Annotated in this window: 19 protein-coding genes and 1 riboswitch; of the genes, 8 read left to right on the forward strand and 11 right to left on the reverse strand. The window is 63.9% G+C overall.

Features of this window, described 5'->3' with window-relative positions; genetic code table 11:
• The first annotated feature begins 242 nt into the window (after positions 1-242).
• From BHD08_RS01915 to BHD08_RS01925, 3 genes are read left to right on the forward strand one after another with little or no spacing between them, the layout of a single operon-like run.
• A complete protein-coding gene (locus BHD08_RS01915; protein WP_125020626.1) occupies positions 243-1,385 on the forward strand; it encodes an efflux RND transporter periplasmic adaptor subunit in 1,143 nt (380 codons plus the stop codon).
• 14 nt (positions 1,386-1,399) lie between these two features.
• Complete coding sequence (locus BHD08_RS01920; protein WP_125020627.1) at positions 1,400-4,537, forward strand: efflux RND transporter permease subunit; 3,138 nt, start codon at positions 1,400-1,402, stop codon at positions 4,535-4,537.
• The gene (locus BHD08_RS01925; RefSeq protein WP_015275317.1) at positions 4,534-5,958 is read left to right on the forward strand and encodes an AdeC/AdeK/OprM family multidrug efflux complex outer membrane factor; all 1,425 of its coding nucleotides are present in this window, start codon (positions 4,534-4,536) and stop codon (positions 5,956-5,958) included. Before BHD08_RS01920 ends, BHD08_RS01925 begins: the two co-directional genes overlap by 4 nt.
• 93 nt (positions 5,959-6,051) lie before the next feature.
• Here BHD08_RS01925 and BHD08_RS01930 read toward each other — a convergent pair whose 3' ends face one another.
• The 3 genes from BHD08_RS01930 to ahcY form a co-directional block, all read right to left on the reverse strand.
• Positions 6,052-7,878: a DEAD/DEAH box helicase gene (locus tag BHD08_RS01930; RefSeq protein ID WP_125020628.1), complete on the reverse strand. Its 1,827-nt coding sequence runs from the start codon at positions 7,876-7,878 to the stop codon at positions 6,052-6,054.
• A 236-nt stretch (positions 7,879-8,114) separates the two neighbouring features.
• Complete coding sequence (gene metF / locus BHD08_RS01935) at positions 8,115-8,966, reverse strand: methylenetetrahydrofolate reductase [NAD(P)H] (RefSeq protein WP_125020629.1); 852 nt, start codon at positions 8,964-8,966, stop codon at positions 8,115-8,117.
• Positions 8,967-9,130: 164 nt separating this feature from the next.
• Positions 9,131-10,537: an adenosylhomocysteinase gene (gene ahcY, locus BHD08_RS01940; RefSeq protein WP_125020630.1), complete on the reverse strand. Its 1,407-nt coding sequence runs from the start codon at positions 10,535-10,537 to the stop codon at positions 9,131-9,133.
• 24 nt (positions 10,538-10,561) lie between these two features.
• A riboswitch (S-adenosyl-L-homocysteine riboswitch) is annotated at positions 10,562-10,716 on the reverse strand.
• Positions 10,717-10,881: 165 nt separating this feature from the next.
• Between ahcY and BHD08_RS01945 the strand changes: the two genes are divergently transcribed.
• Entirely contained in the window at positions 10,882-11,319 is a 438-nt protein-coding gene (locus BHD08_RS01945) for a hypothetical protein (protein WP_125020631.1), read from the forward strand.
• Between the two features lie 108 nt (positions 11,320-11,427).
• The gene (locus BHD08_RS01950; protein ID WP_106157315.1) at positions 11,428-11,874 is read left to right on the forward strand and encodes a cytochrome c; all 447 of its coding nucleotides are present in this window, start codon (positions 11,428-11,430) and stop codon (positions 11,872-11,874) included.
• 9 nt (positions 11,875-11,883) lie between these two features.
• On the opposite strand, the gene BHD08_RS01955 is transcribed toward BHD08_RS01950, so the two are convergent.
• The 3 genes from BHD08_RS01955 to BHD08_RS01965 all read right to left on the reverse strand — a co-directional run bounded on the left by BHD08_RS01955 (position 11,884) and on the right by BHD08_RS01965 (position 15,414).
• Positions 11,884-12,264 (reverse strand): DUF1090 domain-containing protein, encoded by a 381-nt coding sequence (locus BHD08_RS01955; RefSeq protein WP_106157316.1) that lies wholly within the window; start codon positions 12,262-12,264, stop codon positions 11,884-11,886.
• Positions 12,265-12,324: 60 nt separating this feature from the next.
• A complete protein-coding gene (gene ligB, locus BHD08_RS01960) occupies positions 12,325-13,989 on the reverse strand; it encodes an NAD-dependent DNA ligase LigB (protein ID WP_125020632.1) in 1,665 nt (554 codons plus the stop codon).
• Positions 13,990-14,082: 93 nt separating this feature from the next.
• A complete protein-coding gene (locus BHD08_RS01965) occupies positions 14,083-15,414 on the reverse strand; it encodes a ferric reductase-like transmembrane domain-containing protein (RefSeq protein ID WP_125020633.1) in 1,332 nt (443 codons plus the stop codon).
• Positions 15,415-15,587: 173 nt separating this feature from the next.
• Here BHD08_RS01965 and BHD08_RS01970 point away from each other — a divergent pair, with 173 nt between their 5' ends.
• The gene (locus tag BHD08_RS01970; RefSeq protein WP_106157319.1) at positions 15,588-16,511 is read left to right on the forward strand and encodes an ABC transporter ATP-binding protein; all 924 of its coding nucleotides are present in this window, start codon (positions 15,588-15,590) and stop codon (positions 16,509-16,511) included.
• Between the two features lie 12 nt (positions 16,512-16,523).
• Positions 16,524-17,285 (forward strand): ABC transporter permease, encoded by a 762-nt coding sequence (locus BHD08_RS01975; protein ID WP_125020634.1) that lies wholly within the window; start codon positions 16,524-16,526, stop codon positions 17,283-17,285.
• Between the two features lie 55 nt (positions 17,286-17,340).
• On the opposite strand, the gene BHD08_RS01980 is transcribed toward BHD08_RS01975, so the two are convergent.
• The 5 genes from BHD08_RS01980 to BHD08_RS02000 all read right to left on the reverse strand — a co-directional run bounded on the left by BHD08_RS01980 (position 17,341) and on the right by BHD08_RS02000 (position 21,677).
• Positions 17,341-17,676 (reverse strand): hypothetical protein, encoded by a 336-nt coding sequence (locus tag BHD08_RS01980; protein ID WP_125020635.1) that lies wholly within the window; start codon positions 17,674-17,676, stop codon positions 17,341-17,343.
• A 216-nt stretch (positions 17,677-17,892) separates the two neighbouring features.
• Positions 17,893-19,083, reverse strand: a complete 1,191-nt coding sequence (metK, locus tag BHD08_RS01985) for a methionine adenosyltransferase (protein ID WP_125020636.1) — start codon at positions 19,081-19,083, stop codon at positions 17,893-17,895.
• 14 nt (positions 19,084-19,097) lie between these two features.
• Positions 19,098-20,099, reverse strand: a complete 1,002-nt coding sequence (locus BHD08_RS01990; protein ID WP_125020637.1) for a metalloregulator ArsR/SmtB family transcription factor — start codon at positions 20,097-20,099, stop codon at positions 19,098-19,100.
• Between the two features lie 82 nt (positions 20,100-20,181).
• Positions 20,182-20,784, reverse strand: a complete 603-nt coding sequence (locus BHD08_RS01995) for a LysE family translocator (protein WP_106157324.1) — start codon at positions 20,782-20,784, stop codon at positions 20,182-20,184.
• Entirely contained in the window at positions 20,781-21,677 is an 897-nt protein-coding gene (locus BHD08_RS02000; RefSeq protein ID WP_125020638.1) for a TauD/TfdA family dioxygenase, read from the reverse strand. The genes BHD08_RS01995 and BHD08_RS02000 overlap by 4 nt, the downstream gene beginning before the upstream one ends.
• 144 nt (positions 21,678-21,821) lie before the next feature.
• Here BHD08_RS02000 and BHD08_RS02005 point away from each other — a divergent pair, with 144 nt between their 5' ends.
• The gene (locus BHD08_RS02005; protein ID WP_125020639.1) at positions 21,822-22,760 is read left to right on the forward strand and encodes a LysR substrate-binding domain-containing protein; all 939 of its coding nucleotides are present in this window, start codon (positions 21,822-21,824) and stop codon (positions 22,758-22,760) included.
• Positions 22,761-22,770: the final 10 nt, after the last annotated feature.

The raw sequence follows: 22,770 nt of genomic DNA on the forward strand, positions 1-22,770 counted from the left end.
AACGCCGGCAGTTAGCCGGCGTTCTGCGTTGCAGGGGGCGAATGTGGAAAGTTCCGCGCAGCGGTTGAGCGTCTATGCAGAGGTCTGCGGCGCATGTTTCGCAACATTTTATATGGGAGCGATAAGCGTTTGCCGGTTTACAGACAGTCATGGATGTAAGTATATTTCGGCTCATCCCGCACTCCGTGTCCGCGGCGCGCTGTTGCTCAATCCCGCCTGCCAGGTTTTCAAGAGGTCTATCCATGCCAATCAAGTCAGCCAATGCTGCCCTGATGTCCATTCTCGCCATGGCTGTTTTCCTGGCCGGCTGTCAGGAAGAAGCCGCCCCTCCGGCCCAGCAGAAGCCCAAGGTGGGTATCGTGACCCTGCAGGCGGAGCCGTTCGCGGTGACCACCGAGCTGCCCGGACGTACCCGTGCCTACCGCATCGCCGAGGTGCGGCCGCAGGTCAACGGCATCATCCAGAAGCGCCTGTTCACCGAAGGCAGCGACGTCAAGGCCGGGCAGCAGCTGTATCAGATCGATGCGTCGGTCTACGAGGCGACGCTGAAGAGCGCCCAGGCGAGCGTCGCGTCCAGCAAGTCGCTGGCCGACCGCTATGCCGAGCTGGTCAAGGACCAGGCCGTCAGCAAACAGGCTTATGACGAGGCGCGGGCCGCCAGCCTGCAAGCCGAGGCGGAGCTGGAGCGAGCGCGGATCGACGTGCGGTACACCAAGGTGCTGGCGCCGATCTCCGGGCGCATTGGCCGTTCTGCCGTCACCGAAGGTGCGTTGGTCAGCAACGGCCAGACGCAGGAACTGGCGACGATCCAGCAGCTCGACCCGATCTATGTCGACGTGACTCAGCCGGCCCGTGATCTGCTCGCCTTGCGCCGTGACCTGGCCGAAGGGCGTCTGCAGAAGTCCGGCGACAACGCGGCAAAGGTCACCCTCAAGCTTGAGGATGGCAGCGACTACGCCCATGAAGGCAAGCTCGAGTTCAGTGAGGTGACTGTGGATGCCGGCACCGGATCGGTGACCCTGCGCGCGGTGTTCCCAAATCCGGATAAGGATCTGCTGCCGGGTATGTTCGTGCATGCGCAACTGGTGGCGGGGATGAAGAGCGAGGCGATCCTGGTGCCCCAGCAGGGTGTGACGCGCAACACCAAGGGCGATCCGACCGCGATGGTGGTCAATGCCGAGAGCAAGGTCGAGGTGCGGCCGATCAAGACCGAACGTGCCGTGGGCAATCGCTGGTTGGTGGGCGAAGGCCTGCAGCCGGGTGATCGAGTGATCACCGAAGGGCTGCAGTTCATCCAGCCGGGAGTGGAGGTCGAAGCGGTCCCGGCGACCAATGTCGATAATCGCGGTGGGGTGCCAGCACAGCCCCAAGGCCAAGAAGGCTGAGGGGTTTCTAGTCCATGTCCAGATTCTTTATCGACCGGCCGATCTTCGCCTGGGTGATTGCCCTGGTGATCATGCTCGCCGGCGGCCTGTCCATTCTCAAGTTGCCGGTCAACCAGTACCCGAGCATTGCCGCACCTGCCGTTGGCATTTCGGTGAGCTATCCGGGCGCTTCGGCGCAGACGGTGCAGGACACCGTGGTGCAGGTCATCGAGCAGCAGCTCAACGGCATCGACGGGCTGCGCTACATCTCCTCGGAGAGCAACTCCGACGGCAGCATGACGATTACCGTGACCTTCGACCAGGGCACCAACCCGGATATCGCCCAGGTCCAGGTGCAGAACAAGCTGCAGCTGGCAACGCCGCTGCTGCCGCAGGAGGTTCAGCAACAGGGCATCCGTGTCACCAAGGCCGTACGCAACTTCCTCATCGTCATCGGCCTGGTGTCCACGGACGGCAGCCTGGACCAGCGTGACCTGGCCAACTATATCGTCGCCAACATGCAGGACCCGATCTCCCGCACCAAGGGCGTCGGTGACTTCCAGGTGTTCGGTGCCCAGTACGCGATGCGCATCTGGCTCGATCCGGCCAAGCTGAACAGTTTCAGCATGACGCCGGTGGATGTAAGCACGGCGATTCAGGCGCAGAACGTGCAGATTTCCTCCGGTCAGCTTGGCGGACTGCCGGCACTGCCCGGGCAGCAGCTCAACGCGACCGTGATCGGCAAGACTCGTCTGCAGACGCCGGAGCAGTTCCGCAACATTCTGCTCAAGGTCAACAGCGATGGCTCCCAGGTGCGCCTGGGCGACGTCGCCAGGGTCGAGCTGGGCGGCGAAACCTATGCCGTCAGTGCCCATTTCAACGGCAAGCCGGCCGCCGGTCTGGCGCTGAAGCTGGCCACCGGTGCCAACGCGCTGGATACCGTCGAAGGTGTACGCAAGACCATCGAAGAGCTCAAGGCGTTCTTCCCGCCGGGTGTCGAAGTGGTCTATCCGTACGACACCACGCCGGTCATCTCTGCGTCCATCACTGGGGTGATGCACACGCTACTCGAAGCGTTCGTGCTGGTGTTCCTGGTGATGTACCTGTTCCTGCAGAACTTCCGCGCGACCTTGGTTCCGACGCTGGCGGTGCCGGTGGTGCTGCTGGGTACCTTCGGCGTCTTGGCGGTGTTCGGCTTCAGCATCAATACCCTGACCATGTTCGCCATGATTCTGGCCATCGGCCTGCTGGTGGACGATGCCATCGTGGTGGTGGAGAACGTCGAGCGGGTGATGCGCGAGGAAGGGCTCTCGCCACTGGAAGCGACGCGCAAGTCCATGGGGCAGATCCAGGGTGCGCTGATCGGCATTGGTGTGGTGTTGTCTGCGGTACTGCTGCCGATGGCCTTCTTCGGTGGCTCGACAGGGGTCATCTACCGGCAGTTCTCGATCACCATCGTCTCGGCGATGGTGCTCTCGGTGCTAATGGCACTGATCTTCACCCCGGCACTGTGCGCGACACTGCTCAAACCCATCGACAAGGACGACCATCACGAAAAGCGTGGCTTCTTCGGCTGGTTCAACCGCACCTTCGAGCGCAGCGTCAATGGCTATGAGCGCGGTGTGAAAGCCGTGCTCAAGCGCAAGGCACCGTTCCTGTTGCTCTATGTGCTGATCGTTGGCGTCATGGTGGTGCTCTTCACCCGCATCCCCTCGGCGTTCCTGCCGGAGGAAGATCAGGGCGTGCTGTTCGCCCAGGTAATGACGCCTTCGGGGTCGACCGCCGAGCGCACCCAGCAGAGCATCGATGCGATGCGCAGCTATCTGCTGGAAGAAGAGGGCGACATCGTCCGTTCCGTGTTCACCGTGACCGGCTTCAGCTTCGCCGGCCGCGGTCAGAGCTCGGGTATCGCCTTCATCGGTCTGAAGCCTTGGAGCGAACGGACCAACAAGGAAGACAGCGTCTTCGCCCTCGCCCAGCGTGCGCAACAGCATTTCGCCAGCTTCCGCGACGCTCAGGTATTCGCCTTCGCGCCGCCAGCGGTGATGGAGTTGGGTAATGCCACAGGCTTCAATTTCTTCCTGCAGGACCGCGCTGGCGTTGGCCAGCAGGTGCTGCAGCAAGCGCGTGACAAGTTCATGCAGCTGGCCAGCCAGAGTCCGGTGCTGACCCGTGTGCGACCGAACACCTTGCGCGACGAACCGCAGTATCAGGTGCTTATCGACGATGAAAAGGCGCGGGTACTCGGCATTTCGCTGGCGGAAATCAACAGCACGCTGTCGATCGCCTGGGGTGGGCGCTACGTCAATGACTTCATTGATCGTGGTCGGGTCAAGAAGGTCTATCTGCAGGGCGTCGCCGATGCCCGCATGAACCCCGAAGACCTGGCGAAGTGGTATGTGCGCAACGATGCCGGCGAGATGGTGCCGTTCAGCGCCTTCGCCAGCGGCGAATGGACTTACGGTTCGCCGAAGCTGTCCCGCTACAACGGCGTCAGCGCGATCGAGATGCTCGGTGAACCGGCGCCTGGCTACAGCTCCGGTGATGCCATGGCCGAGGTGGAACGCATCGTCGCCCAGCTGCCGCCGGGCGTGGGTTACTCCTGGACTGGCCAGTCCTACGAGGAACGGCTGGCGGGCTCGCAGACGCTGGCGCTCTACGCCTTGTCGCTATTGGTGGTGTTCCTCTGCCTGGCGGCACTGTACGAGAGCTGGTCGATTCCGTTCTCGGTCATGCTCGTCGTGCCGCTGGGTATCGTTGGTGCGCTGGCGTTCACCATGCTGCGCGGACTGTCCAACGAGGTGTTCTTCCAGGTCGGCCTGGTCACCACCATCGGTCTGTCGGCGCGTAACGCGATCCTTATCGTCGAGTTCGCCAAGGCACTGCACGAACAGGGCATGAGCTACGCCGATGCGGCGCTGCAGGCCTGTCGCATGCGTCTGCGGCCTATCATCATGACCTCGCTGGCGTTCATCCTCGGCGTGGTGCCGCTGGCCGTTGCGTCTGGCGCCGGTGCGGGCAGCAAGCATGCCATCGGTACTGGCGTAATCGGCGGCATGCTGACCGCTGCGGTGCTGGCGATCTTCTGGATTCCGCTGTTCTACGTGATGATCTGTACGTTCTTCGATCGCACGAAGCCCGCCAACCAGGCCGCGAAGGAGGAGTCGCTGTGAACAAGTCTCTATTGGCCCTCGCCCTAGCGGCGGCCCTGGGTGGCTGCTCGCTGATACCGGAGTATCAGCGTCCCGACGCCCCGGTGGCCGGCGATTGGCCGCAGGGCGAGGCCTACCCGCAGGGCGCGGCGCAGGCCTCCGAGCGGGCGCTTGGCTGGCGCGAGTTCTTCCGCGATCCGGCGTTGCAGCAATTGATCGAAGTCGCGCTGGAAAACAACCGCGACCTGCGCGTTGCGGCGCTGAATGTCGATGCGTACCGCGCGCTGTATCGCGTACAGCGTGCCGATGTGCTGCCGGCAGTGAGTGCCGATGGCTCGGGCACGCGCAGCCGTACGCCGGGGGACATGAACATGACCGGCGAGCCGGCCATCAGCAGTCAGTACAGCGCAACGTTCGGCGTGTCCTGGGAACTCGATCTGTTCGGTCGCCTGCGCAGTCTCCGCGACCAGGCGCTGGAAGAGTACTTTGCCAGCGAGGCTGCGCAGCGCAGCACCCAGATCAGCCTGATCGCCAGTGTTGCCAATGCCTGGCTGACACTGCAGGCCGATCAGGCGCTGCTGCAGGTCACGCGGGACACGCTCAAGACCTACGAGGAAAGCCTGGGTCTGACGCAGCGCAGTTTCGATGTCGGCGTCGCCTCGGCACTGGAGCTGCGCCAGGCGCGCAGTGCCGTCGACAGTGCGCGGGTGAGCATCGAGCAGTACACGCGCCTGGTGGCGCAGGACCGCAACGCGCTGACACTGCTGCTGGGTCAGAGCCTGCCGGCCGGGTTGCCGTCTGGTGATGGTCTGGAGCGGACCCAGCTTGCGGCACTGCCGATCGGCCTGCCTTCGGATCTGCTGCAGCAGCGGCCGGACATCCTGCAGGCGGAGTACCAGCTGCGGGCGGTCAACGCCAGCATCGGTGCGGCGCGCGCGGCGTTCTTTCCGCGTATCAGCCTGACCGGTGCGGCGGGTACCGCCAGCAGCGAGTTGTCCGGGTTGTTCGACGGCGGCTCCGGTTACTGGAGTTTCTCGCCGAGCATCAGCGTGCCGATCTTCAACGCCGGCCAGCTGCGGGCGAACCTGGATTACGCGCAGATCAGCAAGAACATCCAGGTCGCGCAGTATGAGAAAGCCATCCAGACGGCCTTCCGCGAAGTGGCCGACGGGCTGGCCGCCCAGGCTACCTACACGCGCCAGGTGCAGGCGCAGCGTGATCTGCTGCAGACCAGCGAGGACTACTACAACCTTGCCGAGCGCCGCTATCGCACTGGGGTGGATAGCTACCTGACTGTGCTCGATGCACAGCGTCAGCTGTTCAACGTGCAGCAGCAACTGATTGGCGACCGCCTGGCGCAGATGACCAGCGAGGTCAATCTGTTCAAGGCGCTTGGTGGTGGCTGGCAGGAGGCTGGTCAGACGCAGCCGTCCGGCGGTTGAGCTGAGTCGCCGCGGTGTTCGTCTGATCACCGCGGCGCTGTCGGTATGCAGAAACGAAAACGCCGCCCATTGGGCGGCGTTTTCATCTGTGGCTCAGGCTTCGCGGTTACGCGTCAGCAGGGCCGGCTTCTCGCCCCGTGGACGCGTTGGTAGCTGCTCGAGCTGATCCAGGCTGGGTAGACGATCGATCTTCGATTCCTTGTGAATGATCACCGGCTGCTTTTCGCGAGGCTTGGCGGCCTCCTGTCGCGAAACGACAGGCTCGTCGATACGACGGCTTTCGTTCTTGCGCCGAGGCTGGCCGTTGCGTGGCTGACCACTGCGTGCGCCCTGGGCCTGGCCTGGGCGTTTGCCCTTGGCAGCAGGCGCGCCGGCACCAGCGGCACCGGCGGCGCCAGTACGCGCGGCTCCGGCTGCGCGTGGCGCGCTACCAGGCTGAGCCGGGGCGCCGGGACGGCGGCCGCGGTTCTGCTTGTTCTGGTACGGGCTGACGTAATCGACGCGATTGCCGAAGTTGTCCAGCTCATCATCGCGGAACTCGTCCGGAGCGCGATCCGGCGGCAGCTGCGGCGGACGCGCGACGACCTGCGCTTCGCCGCTGGCGCTATCGCGCGCAGGCTTGCGGGACTTGCTCTGGCTACGACGATTACGCTCCTTCTGCTCGGCACCTTTTTCGGCAGGCTTGTTACGCTCGCCGCGTGCCTTGCCTTCGCCGCGCTGCGGACGCGGCTGGCGCGGTTCGCGCACCTCCGGCTTTTCCGCCTCGATGGCACTGGCATCGAAGCCCATCAGATCGCCTTCGGGAATGCGCTGCTTGGTCATGCGCTCGATGCCCTTGAGCAGCTTTTCCTCGTCTGGCGCGACCAGCGAAATGGCTTCGCCGCTGCGCCCGGCACGGCCGGTACGACCGATGCGGTGCACATAGTCTTCTTCGACGTTGGGCAGCTCGAAGTTGACCACGTGCGGCAGCTGATCGATATCCAGACCGCGGGCGGCGATATCGGTGGCGACCAGGATGCGCACCTGGTTGGCCTTGAAGTCGGCCAGGGCCTTGGTCCGTGCATTCTGGCTCTTGTTGCCATGGATCGCGGCAGCCGGCAGGCCATGCTTTTCCAGATACTCGGCCAGGCGGTTGGCGCCGTGCTTGGTACGGGTGAAAACCAGTACCTGTTCCCAGGCACCCTGGGTGATCAGGTGAGCGAGCAGGGCGCGCTTGTGGCTGGCGGCCACGCGGAACATGCGCTGCTCGATACGCTCGACGGTGGTGTTCGGCGGCGTAACCTCGATGCGCTCGGGGTTGTGCAGCAGCTTGCCGGCGAGATCGGTGATGTCCTTGGAGAAGGTTGCCGAGAACAGCAAGTTCTGGCGCTTGGCCGGCAGCTTGGCCAGGACCTTCTTGACGTCATGGATGAAGCCCATGTCGAGCATGCGGTCGGCTTCGTCGAGGACGAGGATTTCCACATGGGAGAGGTCGATGGCTTTCTGGTTGGCCAGGTCGAGCAGGCGGCCGGGGCAGGCGACCAGCACGTCGAGACCCTTGGCTACCGCCTGGATCTGCGGGTTCATGCCGACGCCACCAAAGATGCAGGTGCTCTTCAGGGGCAGGTCACGGGCATAGACCTTGAAGCTGTCGTGAACCTGGGCGGCGAGCTCGCGGGTCGGTGTCAGCACCAGCACGCGCGGCTGTTTCGGGCCGTAGCGGTGTTCACGGTCCGGGTGACCACCCGGAAACAGGAGTTCGAGGACCGGCAGGGCGAAACCGCCTGTCTTACCGGTTCCGGTCTGGGCGGCAACCATCAGGTCGCGGCCTTGCAACACGGCGGGAATGGCCCGCTGTTGCACGGGGGTAGGCTGGGTGTAACCGGCAGCCTCGACGGCACCGGCCAAAGCCTCGGAGAGACCGAGGGAAGCAAAGGACATGAGTAATCCTGTCTTGTTAGGGGCGAGGCCCTGGGATGATCATGCCTGGCTCGAATCGCGACTGGCGTGCGATCCCGTCCGGTCCTGCCGCAGATAAATATAAGAGCGGCATCCGGGCGTAAGCCTGGCGGAAGCGCGGAGTATAACAGAGCCTGTTAACGCCGCATTGCTCTGACAGTGTCGCAGGTCACGGGTTCATTAGCCAGCTCCGTATTTCTACGGAGCTGGCGGGAGACTCAGCGTGACAGCCCGAGGTTGTTCCAGATCGCCAGGCTCGGCTCGGCCTGGTTCAGGGTGTAGAAGTGCAGGCCGGGCGCGTCGCCGGCCAGCAGCTTCTCGCACATCTCGGTGATGACCTGCTCGCCAAAGGCCTGGATGCTCTGCATGTCGTCGCCATAGGCTTCGAGCTGCTTGCGTACCCAGCGCGGAATCTCGGCGCCGCAGGCATCGGAGAAACGCGCCAGCTTGCTGTAGTTGGTGATCGGCATGATGCCCGGCACGATCGGCGTATCCACACCGAGCTTGCGCACGCGCTCGACGAAGTAGAAGTAGCAGTCGGCGTTGAAGAAGTACTGGGTGATCGCACTGTTCGCGCCGGCCTTGGCCTTGCGCACGAAATTGGCGAGGTCGTCTTCGAAATTGCGCGCCTGCGGGTGCATTTCCGGGTAGGCGGCAACTTCGATGTGGAAGTGGTCGCCGGTCTCGCTGCGGATGAACTCCACCAGCTCGTTGGCGTAGCGCAGCTCGCCGCTGGCCATGCCCATGCCGGAGGGCAGGTCGCCGCGTAGGGCAACGATGCGCTGGATGCCGGCATCCTTGTAGATGTTCAGCAGTTCGCGCAATTCAGCCTTGGTATCGCCGACGCAGGACAGGTGCGGCGCGGTCGGCACCTTTACCTCGCCGTCGAGCTGCAGCACGGTGTTGAGCGTGCGGTCACGGGTCGAGCCACCGGCACCGTAGGTGCAGGAGAAGAAATCGGGTTGATAGCCGGCCAGCTGGCGGGCCACGTTCAGCAGTTTTTCATGCCCGGCATCGGTCTTGGTCGGGAAGAACTCGAAGCTGATGGAGGGGCGTGGGGATGTGCTCATGGGCGAATCCAGGGTTGTCGGGCGCGGCGCGCCCAGGACGTCCTCTAAACGCTGGAGGTCGGAGCGGGACGCTAGCATGCTTGCGTCCCGCTTCGGCTTGGCCTCCTGCGCTTAATCGGCAGGGTCGGGTGGCAATGCGCTGCTAGCGATTGCCACGCCGCGCATCAGTAGCGGTAGCTGTCCGGCTTGAACGGGCCTTCGACGGTCACGCCGATGTACTCCGCCTGCTTGGCGGTCAGCTGGGTGACCACGCCACCGAAGCCCTTGACCATTTCCAGCGCAACTTCCTCGTCGAGCTTCTTCGGCAGCACCATGACGGTGACGTTCTTGCTCTTCTCGGCCACCGGCAGGTCGGCGAACTTCTCGTTGTACAGGTGGATCTGCGCCAGCACCTGGTTGGCGAAGGAGCCGTCCATGATCCGGCTCGGATGGCCGGTGGCGTTGCCCAGGTTCACCAGGCGGCCTTCGGCCAGCAGGATCAGGTAGTCGTCGTTGGTCGGGTCGACGGTCTTGCCGGTGCGGTGGATCTTGTGCACCTGCGGCTTGACCTCTTCCCAGCCCCAGTTGGCGCGCATGAAGGCGGTGTCGATCTCATTGTCGAAGTGGCCGATGTTGCACACCACGGCGCGCTTCTTCAGCGCCTTGAGCATGCCGGCGTCGCACACGTTGACGTTACCGGTGGTGGTGACGATCAGGTCGATCTTGCCCAGCAGGGCCGCGTCGACGCTGGCTTCGGTGCCGTCGTTGATGCCGTCCTTGTAGGGGGAAACCAGCTCGAAACCGTCCATGCAGGCTTGCATGGCGCAGATCGGGTCGACTTCCGAGACCTTGACGATCATGCCTTCCTGGCGCAGCGACTGTGCCGAACCCTTGCCGACGTCGCCGTAGCCGACGACCAGCGCCTGCTTGCCCGACAGCAGGTGGTCGGTGGCGCGCTTGATGGCATCGTTCAGGCTGTGACGGCAGCCGTACTTGTTGTCGTTCTTGCTCTTGGTGACCGAGTCGTTGACGTTGATCGCCGGAATCTTCAGGGTGCCGCCCTTGAGCATGTCGAGCAGGCGGTGCACGCCGGTGGTGGTTTCCTCGGTCACGCCGTGGACGCGCTCGAGCACCTGCGGATACTTGTCATGCAGGATCTGGGTCAGGTCACCGCCGTCGTCCAGCACCATGTTGGCCTCCCACGGCTGGCCGTCCTTGAGGATGGTCTGCTCGATGCACCACTCGTACTCTTCCTCGGTCTCGCCCTTCCAGGCGAACACCGGGATGCCGGCGGCGGCGATGGCGGCAGCGGCCTGATCCTGGGTGGAGAAGATGTTGCAGGAGGACCAGCGTACTTCGGCGCCGAGGGCGATCAGCGTCTCGATCAGCACGGCGGTCTGGATGGTCATGTGGATGCAGCCGAGGATTTTCGCGCCCTTGAGCGGTTGCTCTGCGGCGTACTTGCTACGCAGGCCCATCAGCGCAGGCATCTCGGATTCGGCGATGATGATCTCGCGGCGGCCCCAGGCGGCCAGGGAAATGTCGGCGACCTTGAAGTCGGTGAAACCGGCAGGCGTCATGACAGCACTCATAGAAGAGTTCTCCATTCGTATAGATGCGAATGGGCGCCGTTGATGCGTTCTAGGAAACGCCCCATCCGAGCCTGACAGGTGAATTCTGATCTGGATCTGCTGCGGCGCGACAAGGTAAGCCGCGTGGCTTGCGAGATACAAAACAGGCTTTCATTCCTGCTGCAGCGCCCCTCGGACGGGTGGCGGGCACGGTCGAAGCGGAGTCGACCGGGAAAAACCAGGCGATTATAGCTGCGCTGTGCGGCAATCCCAAGTCCGATACCGCGCGAACTACGTAGCCGGGCAGGGGGTCGAAATTTGAGGTTCGGTGACCTTGCCGGGCGAAACCGTTTCAGGAGACCGCCATGAACCCCATGCTTCGCCTCGCGCCGGTGCTGCTCGTCGGCGCCTTCAGCCTCCCTGCCGCTGCTAAATCCTGCTACGTGCATAGCGAAACGTCTGGCGCCGTGCCGGCGCCGGTGGTGACCGAGCAGTGCTTCGAGTTTCACGGTCTGGATGACGAGGACGCCATCGACTGGGTGTGTCAGGACAACGAGGCGGTGAAGAATTCCCGCCGCGAGATCCGCGACAGCTGCCCTGACGGCCACTTTGGTATCTGTACAGCAGCAATGACTCCGGAGACTCTCGCCAACGAACGTGCCGCCGGCTCCCAGGCGAAAAACGGTACCTTGCCAACCCAGGTGAGTGACGATGCGACGATCGTCACCTACCACTACCACGCCAGTGATCGGGCGCAGGCCAAGATTGATTGCGAGAGTGCAGGCGGCAGCTGGTCACGCTAGCGGGCGCGCTCGCGCAATCTTTGCTGACGAAGTCAATGCCCGACTGATTTGTTCAGCGGTGCATGGGCGGGGATAATCCTGCGCTTTGCATCCATGAGTGGTCGAACCATGAAGCTGAGTCTGCTGAGCCTGCCCCTGATTGCCGCCCTTGTACTGACAGGCTGCGACCGGGTCGATCCTGACTCGCCACTGGGCAAGCGCAAGGCGATCTACCAGGCGATGCTTGATACCAAGGAAGATCTCGGCGGCATGTTGCGCGGCCGTATTCCGTTCGATGCGGAGGGGTTCAGCGCGGGCGCGGTGAAACTCGACGAACTCTCGCGCCAGCCCTGGCAGCACTACCCCGAGGTCAAGGAAAAGCAGAGCGATGCGCGGGATGATGTCTGGCAGCGACAGGAGCGCTTCAACGAGCTGGCACGGGCGCTGGAAGCGACCACGGCAGAGCTGGCCGGCGTGGTCAGCGCGCAACCCGTTAGCGCGCAAAGCGTGGCGGCCCCCTTTCAACGGGTCGAGGATGCCTGCGAAACCTGCCACAAGGAATTCCGTGCTTACTGAGACGGTGTTTTAGCGGCGCAGCGTTTCAAGCTTTTCCCGGGACTTGGCCAGCTGGTTGCGACGCAGCTCGATCAGCTGCGCGTCGCCAGTGCCCAGCGCTTCGCGCAGCAGCGTTTCGCGGCGTTCCACCTGACGATTGATGTGCTCGTACTCGACCTGACGCGGATGCAGCGCGACCAGGCCCTGGCATTGTTCGGTCAGCGTCTGCAGTTCGGTGTTGAGTTGCGTCTGGCGCAGCTTGTCGCCCTGCAGGCGAGCCTGCTGCAGCTGCTCGCGCAGGGTTTGGCGTTGCTCGTGGCACTGGGTGTTGGCTTGTTGGGCTGCGGCGAGCAGCGGGCTGATGGCAGTGCTGCCGATCAGCAGGGCAATCGGCCAATGTCGCAAAGACATGCCTCGCCTCCATAATTGTTATCCAGCTCCTATCGACCGCGTCATTCGGTGAAAGTCCCTTCAGAAACCGGAAACACCGGCAGCCCGTAGCCGGTGGCGCAACGGTTGCAGATCTGCCGTGCGAAAGAAGTTGTGCAGCCGGTCTGCCCGAGTCGGTCCGATACCCGGTTCGCTCAGCCATTGCTCCAGGCTGCGCGCAGCTAGAACATCCCAGTCGGTTTCCGGAGCGAGCGAAATGCTGGCTGGTATACCGAGTGCCTTCAGCCATTGCCCCAGCGGCCGTTGGCGCGCCAGGGCGAAGCTCGCGGCGAGCCTGTCGGCGCGTGTCTTGCCGATGCCAGGCGCCTGTTGCAGCGCTGCCGCGTCCAGCTCCAGCCAGGCAAGCAGGTCGGGCAGCAAGCCGGCGTTCAACAGCGCTTGCCAGCTACCGGCGCCTGTTCCGGGAAGATCAAGACCCTGCTTGCCGCTCAGCCAGACCAGGCGCGCGATGAACTGCTGTTCACAGCCGGCTGTCGGTCGCCAGCAACTGCCTGCATGATACAGGCCCGGGTCGGGCACGATCAGCGCGGGTCGTGCGGCGCTGCGCCAGACTACCGAGTGCAACTGCGGGATGGTGTGCCCGGCCAGAACGATGGCCACCTGGTCACCCGGGCGCACGTCCAGGGTTCGCCAGCGCTCCAGCGAGCCGAGGCTGAGCGTGCGGATCTGCCGATCGTCCAGGCGTACCGGCGCCAGCCGCAGCAGCGGTGTGATCCGACCGGTGCGGCCGATGCGAAAGTCCACGGCACGAACTTCGCTCACCGCGGTGCGCAGGGGGTACTTCCAGGCGGCGGCCCAGTGTGGCTCGGCCTGCCAGCGCTCGGCAGGCGGGCGCGTGCCTTGCCGCAACACCACGCCATCAGTGGCGAATGGCAGCGGTTGCCGATACCACTGTTCGCGCCAATGCCGCGCTTGCGCGAGATCCGCTAGCGGCAGGCTGAAGCGCTGACTGTCGCTGAACCCCATGGCGGCGAGCCGCTGCAGGCGGAGGGTCATCGCCTCCGGCCCGTTCGGCCAGTCCCAGACGAACAGGCCGATCTGCGTCGCCGTATCGGTATCCAGCCGATTGCTGGCCATGGCGCCGGCTACACGGCTGCGTGCGCCTGTACTGCCATGCGTGGCCTGCACATGCTGCTCCAGACGCCAGTAGAGTTCGCCCTGCAGTATCACCTCACCTTGCTCTGCAAGCCGGGACGGCACCGCTGGCAGTTGCCGGGCGTGGGCCGTCCAGTCCTGCCCGCGGTGGCCGTCGCCGCGGCTGATGGCCTGCAACAACAGGCCGTCGCGATAGACCAGGGTGATTGCCACGCCGTCCACCTTCGGCTGGATCCACAGATTTTCGCGGCGTGCGATCCAGTCGGCGACCGCCTGCTCGTCGGCGAGCTTGGCCAGCCCGGTCTGCATCACCGGATGCCGTACCGGACCGCCGGCGCCGGCCAACGGATCCTGTGCCGTGACGGTGCTCGGGAAACAACGCTGCCAGTCGTGCAGCTGCGCGCGGCTCTGGTCGTAGATTTCGTCATCCACCAGCGCCACGCCGCGGCGGTGATAGGCCTCGTCCCAGTGCTGCAGCTGCTGTTGGAGGCTGGTGATTTCCTGTTGCGCTCGCGCATCGTCCCAGGTCGGGCAGGTGGCGAGGCAAACGGACGGGAAGAGGCACAGCGACAGTGCGATCAGGCGTTGCATGGCGAGCATCCTTGCTCTGATGAATCGGGCTGGCCTCCGCTCGTTGAAGGCCAGTGGCTCATTGTCCCCGGCTCGACGCGGCCCGACCGTGCGTCAGCGCATGTTGAACAGTTCCTGGTGGAAATCCCGCGCCGGCAGGCCGCGCCGCTGCAGGTCACGGCTGAGGTCCTGACCGAAACCGGCCGGGCCGCAGAACCAGACGTCGCTGTCCTGCCACTGCGGCGCCAGCTGGCGCAAGCGCTCGGGTGTCAGCCGGCCGCCTTCACTGGCCACCAGCACGTGCAGACGCACCCGGGCGCGTTCGGCCAGCTGGCGAATGCGCTCGATAAAGCTCTGGTCGGGCGCGCTGGTGCAGTAGAACAGATCGACATTGTTGCCCTTGCCGCTTTCGGCGAGCGCCTGTAAGCGGCCAATGAACGGCGCGATGCCGATGCCGCCGGCGACCCAGATCTGCCGTGGCTTGCGGCTGTGGAAATCGAAGCAGCCATAAGGCCCTTCGACCTTTACCGCGTCGCCCACCTTCAGGGTGTCCGGCAGGGTACGGGTGTAGTCGCCGAGGCCCTTGATGGAGAAGGACAACTTGCCGTCGTTGCACCAGGCCGAGGACAGGCTGAAGGGGTGAGGCCCTTCCTTGTCGTCGAAGGTGACGAAGGCGAACTGCCCGGCCTTGTGCCCCGGCCAGGGGCCGTCGAGCTTGATATCGACGCGCAGCACGCGGTTGTCCCGATGGTGGGTCAGGCTTTCGATACGACCGACTACCTGATGCTTGCGACCGATACGGCGCAGCAGCGAGATGCAGGCGGCCACCGAGCCCGAAACGATCAGTACGGCGAGTACCAGGCCCAGCGGCGAGGTCCAGTAGCCGGGCGGGGTCAGCACCACTGCATGCACCACCAGCGCCAGGTAGACCAGCGCCAGCCAGCGGTGCGTCTTGAAGAACCAGCGGTAGGGGAAGCGCTTGACCAGCGCCAGCACGATCAGGATTGCCGCGGCATAGAAGGCCCATTCGCCAATCGTCTCGGCGAGGCCGCGAAAGCGCTGCAGAAGGGCGAAAATGCCCTCGTGCATCTGGCCCTCACCCGCACGTCTTGCCGGCTTTTCGAGCCAGCCGAAGCCGACCAGCCATTTCGGTATCTGCCCCCAGCCCCAATGGAAGAGGGCGATCACCAGGGCGCTGATGCCCAGCCACTTGTGCAGTCGATAGGTCTTGTCCAGGCCATCGAAGAAGCGTTCGAAGCGCCGTGGCCGCACCGCCAGCACCATCGCCACGCTCATCGCGGCGATACCGAGTACGCCGCTGTAATGCACCAGCACCTTGCGCAGCGGCCAGATCTGATAACGGCCGATGATGAAGTCGTCCACCAGCAACCAGAGCAGCGTCAGTCCGACGAACAGCGCGACGTAAGTGAGTTTTATCTGTCTCATCTCGGGAAAGCCTCCTTGCTGGCGCGCATTTGCCAGCGCTTCCAAGCATGTATGTGTCGCCATTGCGTCGCCATGATCACGATCACTGTGAGTCGTGACCGGGGGAAACGGCGGGCGCCCTGCGTTGCGTTTTTATCTACAATTCCGCCCCGATTCCTCGAAGAGACGAGCCCGTGCAACCAGTGATCGCCATCGAGCAGCTCACCAAGACTTACGCTTCCGGCCACCCGGCGCTCAAGCGCATCGACCTCGACATCCGCAAGGGCGAGATCTTCGCCTTGCTCGGCCCCAACGGCGCCGGCAAGACCACGCTGATCAGCATCATCTGCGGCATCGTCAATCCCGGCAGCGGTCGCGTGCTGGTCGACGGCCACGACATCGTCCAGGACTACCGCGCCGCCCGCTCGAAGATCGGACTGGTGCCGCAAGAACTGTTCAATGAAGGATTCGAAAGCGTCTGGGCGACAGTGCGTTTTTCGCGCGGGCTGTTTGGCAAGGCGCCGGACGATTCGTTCCTGGAGAAACTGTTGCGCGATTTGTCGCTGTGGGACAAACGCAATGCCCGCATTCTCGAGCTTTCCGGCGGCATGAAGCGTCGGGTGATGATCGCCAAGGCGCTGTCCCACGAGCCGTCGATCCTGTTTCTCGACGAGCCCACCGCGGGCGTCGACGTGGAGCTGCGTCGAGATATGTGGGAAATGGTCCGCGGCCTGCGCGAACGCGGCGTGACCATCATTCTCACCACGCACTACATCGAAGAGGCCGAGGAGATGGCCGACCGCATTGGCGTGATCAGCAAAGGCGAGATCATCCTGGTGGAAGACAAGGATGTGCTGATGCGCAAGCTCGGCAAGAAGCAGCTGACCCTGCATCTGCAGCGGCCGCTGGCCGAGATTCCGATGGAGCTGGCCAGCTATCCGCTGGAGCTCACCGATGCCGGCAACCAGTTGGTATTCACCTTCGATGCGCAGCACGAGGACACCGGCATCGCCGACCTGCTCAAGCGGCTGGCTGCCCACGGCATCGATTTCAAGGACCTGCAGTCGAGCCAGAGCTCGCTGGAAGACATCTTCGTCAACCTCGTTCACGGGCGCTGAAGGAACAACTGCATGAATCTCTACGCGATCCGCGCGATCTACCTGTTCGAACTGGCGCGCACCTGGCGCACCCTGCTGCAGAGCATCGCCACCCCGGTGATCTCTACCTCGCTGTACTTCGTGGTATTCGGCTCGGCCATCGGCGCGCGCATGGAGGCCATGCACGGCATCCCCTACGGCGCCTTCATCATCCCCGGCTTGATCATGATGGCGCTGCTGTCCGAGAGCATCTCCAATGCCTCGTTCGGCATCTACATGCCGCGCTACTCGGGGACCATCTACGAGGTGCTGTCGGCGCCGGTGTCCTACGTCGAGATCGTCATCGGCTACGTCGGTGCAGCGGCGACCAAATCGCTGATTCTCGGCGTGATCATCCTGCTGACGGCGCGGCTGTTCGTCGATTACCAGATCCAGCATCCGCTGATGATGGCGCTGTTCCTGGTACTGACGGCGGTCACCTTCTGCCTGTTCGGCTTCATCATCGGCATCTGGGCCGATGGCTGGGAGAAGCTGCAGATCGTCCCGGCGCTGATCGTCACACCGCTGGCCTTTCTCGGTGGCAGCTTCTACTCCATCGAGATGCTGCCGCCGCTGTGGCAGAAGATCACGCTGTTCAACCCGGTGGTGTACCTGATCAGCGGCTTCCGCTGGAGCTTCTACGGCGTTTCGGACATCAGCGTCGGCATCAGCCTGGCGATGATCCTCGGTTTTCTCGCCGCCTGCCTGCTGGCGGTGTGGTGGATCTTCAAGACCGGCTATCGGTTGAAAAACTGAGTCAGAAACGAAAACGCCCGCAGATGCGGGCGTTTTCAATTACAGCACTTGAAGCTTACTTGCCGAACATCTTGCCGAGGCCGAGCACGGCATCCTTGGCCTGGGTCACGGCCTGAAGCTTCTCGTCGATCGCCGTGCTCTGTTCGGTAGCGCTGGCATTGGCCGCCAGTTCTTCACCATTCAGTTGTGCGCAGCCGCCTTCCACCTGGGCAATGGCATTGCTGAGCTTCTCGTTGCCAAGCATCTGGCCGAGCATCTTGCCGGTTTCCAGATTGCCTTGCTGGGCGGTCAGCTGCTGTTCGCATTTGGCCTGCGCATCGCTGGAGGCCGCCTGCAGCGAGGCGCTCGAGAGGGCGAGGACGGCACAGCCGAAGAGGTGGGAAATACGCATGGATAAGCTCCTTGTAATGTCGATCACGGCAGGTGATCGATCGAGTCCATTCGAAAAGGGCGGCGATGATAGCTGTTAGCCTGCTGCGCGCAAAGGCTCTGGCATGCAGGTTTCGTGAAGTGGTGCAGGTTGCGCGATGCTGGATGCATCCGGCCCTGAAAGCAGAAAACCCCGCGCAGCTCACGCCGGCGGGGTTTTCCGTTGACCGGAGGTCGCTTACAGCCCGGCGGCGGCGCGCAGGGCGTCGGCCTTGTCGGTACGCTCCCAGGTGAAGGCGGTGAAGGTGTCGGCACCCACCGTCATCTCGTAGGGGGTGCGGCCGAAGTGGCCGTAGGCCGCGGTGGCGCGATACATCGGGTGCAGCAGGTCGAGCATGGTGGTGATCGCGTAGGGGCGCAGGTCGAAATGCTCGCGCACCAGGGCGATGATCTTGTCGTCGCTGAGCTTGCCGGTGCCGAAGGTGTTCAGCGAGATGGAAGTCGGCTGCGCCACGCCGATGGCGTAGGACACCTGGATCTCGCAGCGCTCGGCGAGGCCGGCGGCGACGATGTTCTTGGCGACGTAGCGGCCAGCGTAGGCAGCGCTGCGGTCGACCTTGGACGGATCCTTGCCGGAGAACGCGCCGCCGCCGTGACGGGCCATGCCGCCGTAGGTGTCGACGATGATCTTGCGTCCGGTCAGACCGCAGTCACCCACCGGGCCGCCGATGACGAACTGGCCGGTCGGGTTGATGTGGTACTGGGTGTCCTTGTGCAGCAGCTCGGCCGGCAGGCTGTGCTTGATGATCAGCTCCATCACCGCTTCGCGCAGGTCGCTCTGCTTGACGTCGGGGTTGTGCTGGGTCGACAGCACCACGGCGTCGATGCCGGCGACCTTGCCATTCTCGTAGCGGCAGGTGACCTGGCTCTTCGCGTCCGGGCGCAGCCACGGCAGCAGGCCGTTCTTGCGTGCCTCGGCCTGGCGCTCGACCAGGGCGTGGGAGAAGCGGATCGGCGCCGGCATCAAGACGTCGGTCTCGTTGCTGGCGTAGCCGAACATCAGGCCCTGATCGCCGGCGCCCTGGTCTTCCGGCTTGCTGCGGTCGACGCCCTGGGCAATATCCACCGACTGCTTGCCGATGATGTTGATGATGCCGCAGGTGGCGCCATCGAAACCGACTTCCGAGCTGTTGTAGCCGATGTCGATGATGACATCGCGCACCAGTTGCTCCAGGTCGACCCAGGCCGAGGTGGTCACTTCACCGGCAACGATCGCCACACCGGTCTTGACCAGCGTCTCGCAGGCCACGCGGGCATGCTTGTCCTCGGCGATGATGGCGTCGAGCACCGCATCGGAGATCTGATCGGCGATCTTGTCCGGATGCCCTTCGGACACGGACTCGGAGGTAAAAATCGAATATTCGCTCATCTATCGGTTTCCTATTACCGGTGGGTGAGTCGGCTGTCAGGGGCGAGCCGGGAAAAGTACCGGGCCTGGATCTGAAAACCGTTCTTCAAGCCAATGTAGAGGCTCTCGCCGGGCGTGAGCCCCGCGGCATCGGCCCAACGGGCCAGATCGTCCTGTTCGAACCCCAACCACAGATCGCCGCAGGCCTCCCTGGCCCAACTCTGGTTGTGGCTGCACAGCTCCGTGACCAGCAGACTGCCGCCTGCGTTCACCAGTCGTGCCAGTTGTTTCATCGCTTCGCCTGGCGCCGCCAGGTGATGCAGCACCATGTTCAGTATCACGCAGTCGGCCGGCGGGCAGTCGTCGTGCAAGGCGTCGGCGAGCTTCAGCTCGACATTGAGCAAGCCTGCCTCGTCACAGCGCGCCCGCGCCAGATCGAGCATGGCCGGGCTGTTGTCCAGCGCCACCACGCGGGCGAAGCGCCTTGCCAGCTCCGGCAAGAAGCTGCCATCGCCCGGACCGACTTCCAGTGCCGTGGCGTTGTTGTCGAAGTTCAGAGCGTCGAGCAGCGCCAGCACGCTGTCGCGGTATTGCGGCAGGCCGGCGATCAGATCCTGGCGCGCCTGGAAGCTGTCGGCCATGCGCGCGAAAAAGTCCTCGCTGGCGGCGCTGCGCTGGGCGTGCACGGCAGCGATGCGGGCCTCGATCTCGTGCGGCAACTCCAGTCGATCCGCCTCTTCCAGCAGCGCTGTATGCAACCGGCCGCCGAGGCTGTCGGCCTGCGGCAGGCTGCGCCGATAGAACACCGCGTTGCCTTCACGGCGTGTCGCCAGCAGGCCGGCCTGGGTCAGCACCTTGAGGTGATGGCTCATGCCGGATTGGCCGATGGCAAAGATCTGCGCCAGCTCGAGGACGCCGAACGAATCACTGGACAGTGCGCGCAGTACCTTCAGGCGCAAGGCATCACCGCCGGCCTTGCACAGCGAGGCAAGCTGGTCACTGGTGTCTTGGGATATCTGGGGCATGCGCAGGCTCATAAGCCGCGCAGTCTAGTCGGTCACTTTTCGTACAGCAAGGGCAGTATCAAAAAGTTTTGATATTGCCCTTGGGCGCGCAGGGTTACTCCAGCAGGCGGGACAGTCCAAGGGTGCACGACACCAGGCCCAGGCCGATGAGGAAGTAGTTGGGCAGGATATCCAGCAGGCGCTGGATCAGCCCTTCGCCGGCCAGGCGACGCGACAGCAGGCTGTAGGCGAGCAGGATGCTCAGATCGATCACCGCCCAGATCACGATCAGCACCGTCGCCTGAGGGGCAAACGGCTGTGCGGGCAGGATGAAGCCGGGCAGGAAGGCGAGAAAGAACAGAATGTCCTTCGGGTTGGACAGGCCCACGGCCATGGCCCGCCAGAAGTAATGCGCTTCGCTGCGTTTCGGTGTGGCGGTTTCGCTGCGGCCGCCACACAGGCCGTCGCAACCCAGCCAGATCAGGTAGAGCCCGCCGAGGATCTGTCCGGCCTCGAGCACCAGGGGGTCGAGATCCAGCGCCAGATAGATCATTACCAGCGCGGCGATCATCAGGATTTGCGCCGAGATCGCGCCGCCCAGGATGGTCCACAGCGGCCAGCGGCGGCGGGCGTCGGCCACCACCAGGGCGACCACCGGACCGGGGGAGGCGATCAGCAGGGCAACCGCGGCGGCGAAGGCGAGATAGGTGGCGTTCATAGTTCGGTCACCAGGCCGAAGACCCGGCTGCGCTGGCCCAGGCGCTCGGCGTAGAAGTTGGGGTTGGTGATGGCGAAGGCGCGCTGAATCCAGCGGTCGCTGCCGTCGAAGCGCGCGCTGAAGGGGCTGCGCGCATGGGCACTGCGGCGATTGTCGATGATCAGCATGTCGCCGCAGTTCAGGCGCACCGGCTCGACCACCTCCCAGGCGATGGCGCGCAGCTTGTCCATCAGCTGCTGGGCCCGGCTGCTGAAGGCCAGCATGAACTGGGGGTCGAAGCGAAAGAAGGGTGCATCTGGGTCGCCATAAAGGATGGTCTGGTGGCGATTGATGTCGATGCGCTGGTTCTTGCTCGTCGGGCCGTAGTCCGAGAGGAAGTTATAGGGTTCGGTAAGGAAGAATGCCCGCTCCTCGAACGTCAGGCGCTCGAGAATTCGTTCGCTTGACGCGATATAGGTGACGGCTTCGGCGTCCGGGTCCTGGCGCAGGCAGAGCAGCACCAGGTAATCAGGCAGCACGGCATGGAAGGCATTTTCCGTATGCAGGTCGAGCTCTGTATCGAAACTGTCCGAAGTGGCCGCCCGGGAATGGGCCTGCTGGGGGAAGAAATTATTGACGATGCAGCCATCGGACTCCTGCACGTAACCAATCGGTTCGCCGAGCAGGGCAGTGGCCTGCAGCAGCAGGCGCTCGCTGCTGTCATCCGGCTTGCAGAGATGGTCGCAGCTCAACGGCGTCGGCGGGACTTCGCCGATGGGGAGGCTCTCGAGCGTCATGAAGCCTTTCTTGTTGCCGAAAAGCCTGAAATTCAGGATCTGACCGATCTGCTCATGCCGCAACGCACCTTTCTCTACCGCGTTGGCCAGAAGCGTCTCGTAGTATTTGCTCTGCATGGCGTCCTTTCCTGAGTTTTTATGGGTGCTCGGAGGCGTCGGGAGAAGACCGGAGTTGGTCTGAAACCCATTGCTGGCGCAGTATTGGTAGGCGGAAGAGGATTGGAAAATGGAAAAAACAGCCCATAAGGATGAGTTTTAGTCATGCCGGATTCGGTCATTGCAGCGTCACGCATGCCGCCTCTCTATGCCCTGCGGGCCTTTGAGGTGGCGGCGCGTTTCGGCTCGTTCACCCAGGCCGCGCAGAGCCTGTTCATCACCCAGAGTGCGGTGAGCCGGCATGTGAAGACGCTGGAGGAGCACCTGGGCTGCCAGCTATTCGAGCGGCATGGCTCGCGGTTGGCGTTGACCGACGCCGGGCGCTTGCTGGCGCAGGAGCTCAAGATCGGCTTTCGCACCATCGAGAACGCCTGCGTCGCCGTTACTCGTCAGCGCGGTGCGCTGCGCCTGAAAGCGCCGTCTACCCTGACCATGCGCTGGTTGCTGGGCACTCTGGAGGGCTTTCAGGTGGCCAATCCGCAGAGCCGCGTGCAGCTCACCAGCGCCTGGATGGACCTGGATGCGGTGGATTTCAGTAGCGAGCCGTTCGACTGCGCGATCCTGCTCGGCAATGGCAGTTTTCCCGCCGAATGGCGGCGGGTGAAGCTGTTCGATGAATGGCTGGTGCCGGTTTGTGCGCCGGAGTTGCTTGGTGCCTTGCCCTGGAATACGCAGCACCTGGCCGAGGTCGAACTCATTCATCCGTCGCGCGATTGCCGGGACTGGCGACGCTGGTTGCAGCGTACCGGCCGCGCGGATCAGGTGGCCTGGCAGCAGGGCAAGCTGTTCGACACCCTGGAGCTGGGCATCTCCGCCGCGGCGCAGGGGCATGGCGTGTCGATTGGCGACCTGGCGCTGGTTGGCGCGGAGCTGCAGCGCGGCAGCCTGGTGCTGCCCTTTCAGCAGGCGGTGAAGTCCGGCGACAGCTATTACCTGGTCTGGCCGGGCGCGGGCAATGAGTCGGTCACCCTGACACGCATGCGTGACTACCTGCTCGAGCATCTGCCGGATATCACCAGCCAGGGCGTCGAGCTGTTGGATTGAGCGCGCCTGC

The sequence above is a fragment of the Pseudomonas sp. SCT genome, assembly GCF_003864275.1.
GTDB lineage: Bacteria > Pseudomonadota > Gammaproteobacteria > Pseudomonadales > Pseudomonadaceae > Stutzerimonas > Stutzerimonas stutzeri_AE.

Excerpts from the sequence above, each read along its gene's own strand:
- BHD08_RS01915 (WP_125020626.1), top strand. The coding sequence starts at position 243 with ATGCCAATCAAGTCAGCCAATGCTGCCCTGATGTCCATTCTCGCCATG.
- BHD08_RS01920 (WP_125020627.1), top strand. The coding sequence starts at position 1,400 with ATGTCCAGATTCTTTATCGACCGGCCGATCTTCGCCTGGGTGATTGCC.
- BHD08_RS01930 (WP_125020628.1), bottom strand. The coding sequence starts at position 7,878 with ATGTCCTTTGCTTCCCTCGGTCTCTCCGAGGCTTTGGCCGGTGCCGTC.
- metF (WP_125020629.1), bottom strand. The coding sequence starts at position 8,966 with ATGAGCACATCCCCACGCCCCTCCATCAGCTTCGAGTTCTTCCCGACC.
- ahcY (WP_125020630.1), bottom strand. The coding sequence starts at position 10,537 with ATGAGTGCTGTCATGACGCCTGCCGGTTTCACCGACTTCAAGGTCGCC.
- BHD08_RS01945 (WP_125020631.1), top strand. The coding sequence starts at position 10,882 with ATGAACCCCATGCTTCGCCTCGCGCCGGTGCTGCTCGTCGGCGCCTTC.
- BHD08_RS01950 (WP_106157315.1), top strand. The coding sequence starts at position 11,428 with ATGAAGCTGAGTCTGCTGAGCCTGCCCCTGATTGCCGCCCTTGTACTG.
- BHD08_RS01955 (WP_106157316.1), bottom strand. The coding sequence starts at position 12,264 with ATGTCTTTGCGACATTGGCCGATTGCCCTGCTGATCGGCAGCACTGCC.
- ligB (WP_125020632.1), bottom strand. The coding sequence starts at position 13,989 with ATGCAACGCCTGATCGCACTGTCGCTGTGCCTCTTCCCGTCCGTTTGC.
- BHD08_RS01965 (WP_125020633.1), bottom strand. The coding sequence starts at position 15,414 with ATGAGACAGATAAAACTCACTTACGTCGCGCTGTTCGTCGGACTGACG.
- BHD08_RS01975 (WP_125020634.1), top strand. The coding sequence starts at position 16,524 with ATGAATCTCTACGCGATCCGCGCGATCTACCTGTTCGAACTGGCGCGC.
- BHD08_RS01980 (WP_125020635.1), bottom strand. The coding sequence starts at position 17,676 with ATGCGTATTTCCCACCTCTTCGGCTGTGCCGTCCTCGCCCTCTCGAGC.
- metK (WP_125020636.1), bottom strand. The coding sequence starts at position 19,083 with ATGAGCGAATATTCGATTTTTACCTCCGAGTCCGTGTCCGAAGGGCAT.
- BHD08_RS01990 (WP_125020637.1), bottom strand. The coding sequence starts at position 20,099 with ATGAGCCTGCGCATGCCCCAGATATCCCAAGACACCAGTGACCAGCTT.
- BHD08_RS01995 (WP_106157324.1), bottom strand. The coding sequence starts at position 20,784 with ATGAACGCCACCTATCTCGCCTTCGCCGCCGCGGTTGCCCTGCTGATC.
- BHD08_RS02000 (WP_125020638.1), bottom strand. The coding sequence starts at position 21,677 with ATGCAGAGCAAATACTACGAGACGCTTCTGGCCAACGCGGTAGAGAAA.
- BHD08_RS02005 (WP_125020639.1), top strand. The coding sequence starts at position 21,822 with ATGCCGGATTCGGTCATTGCAGCGTCACGCATGCCGCCTCTCTATGCC.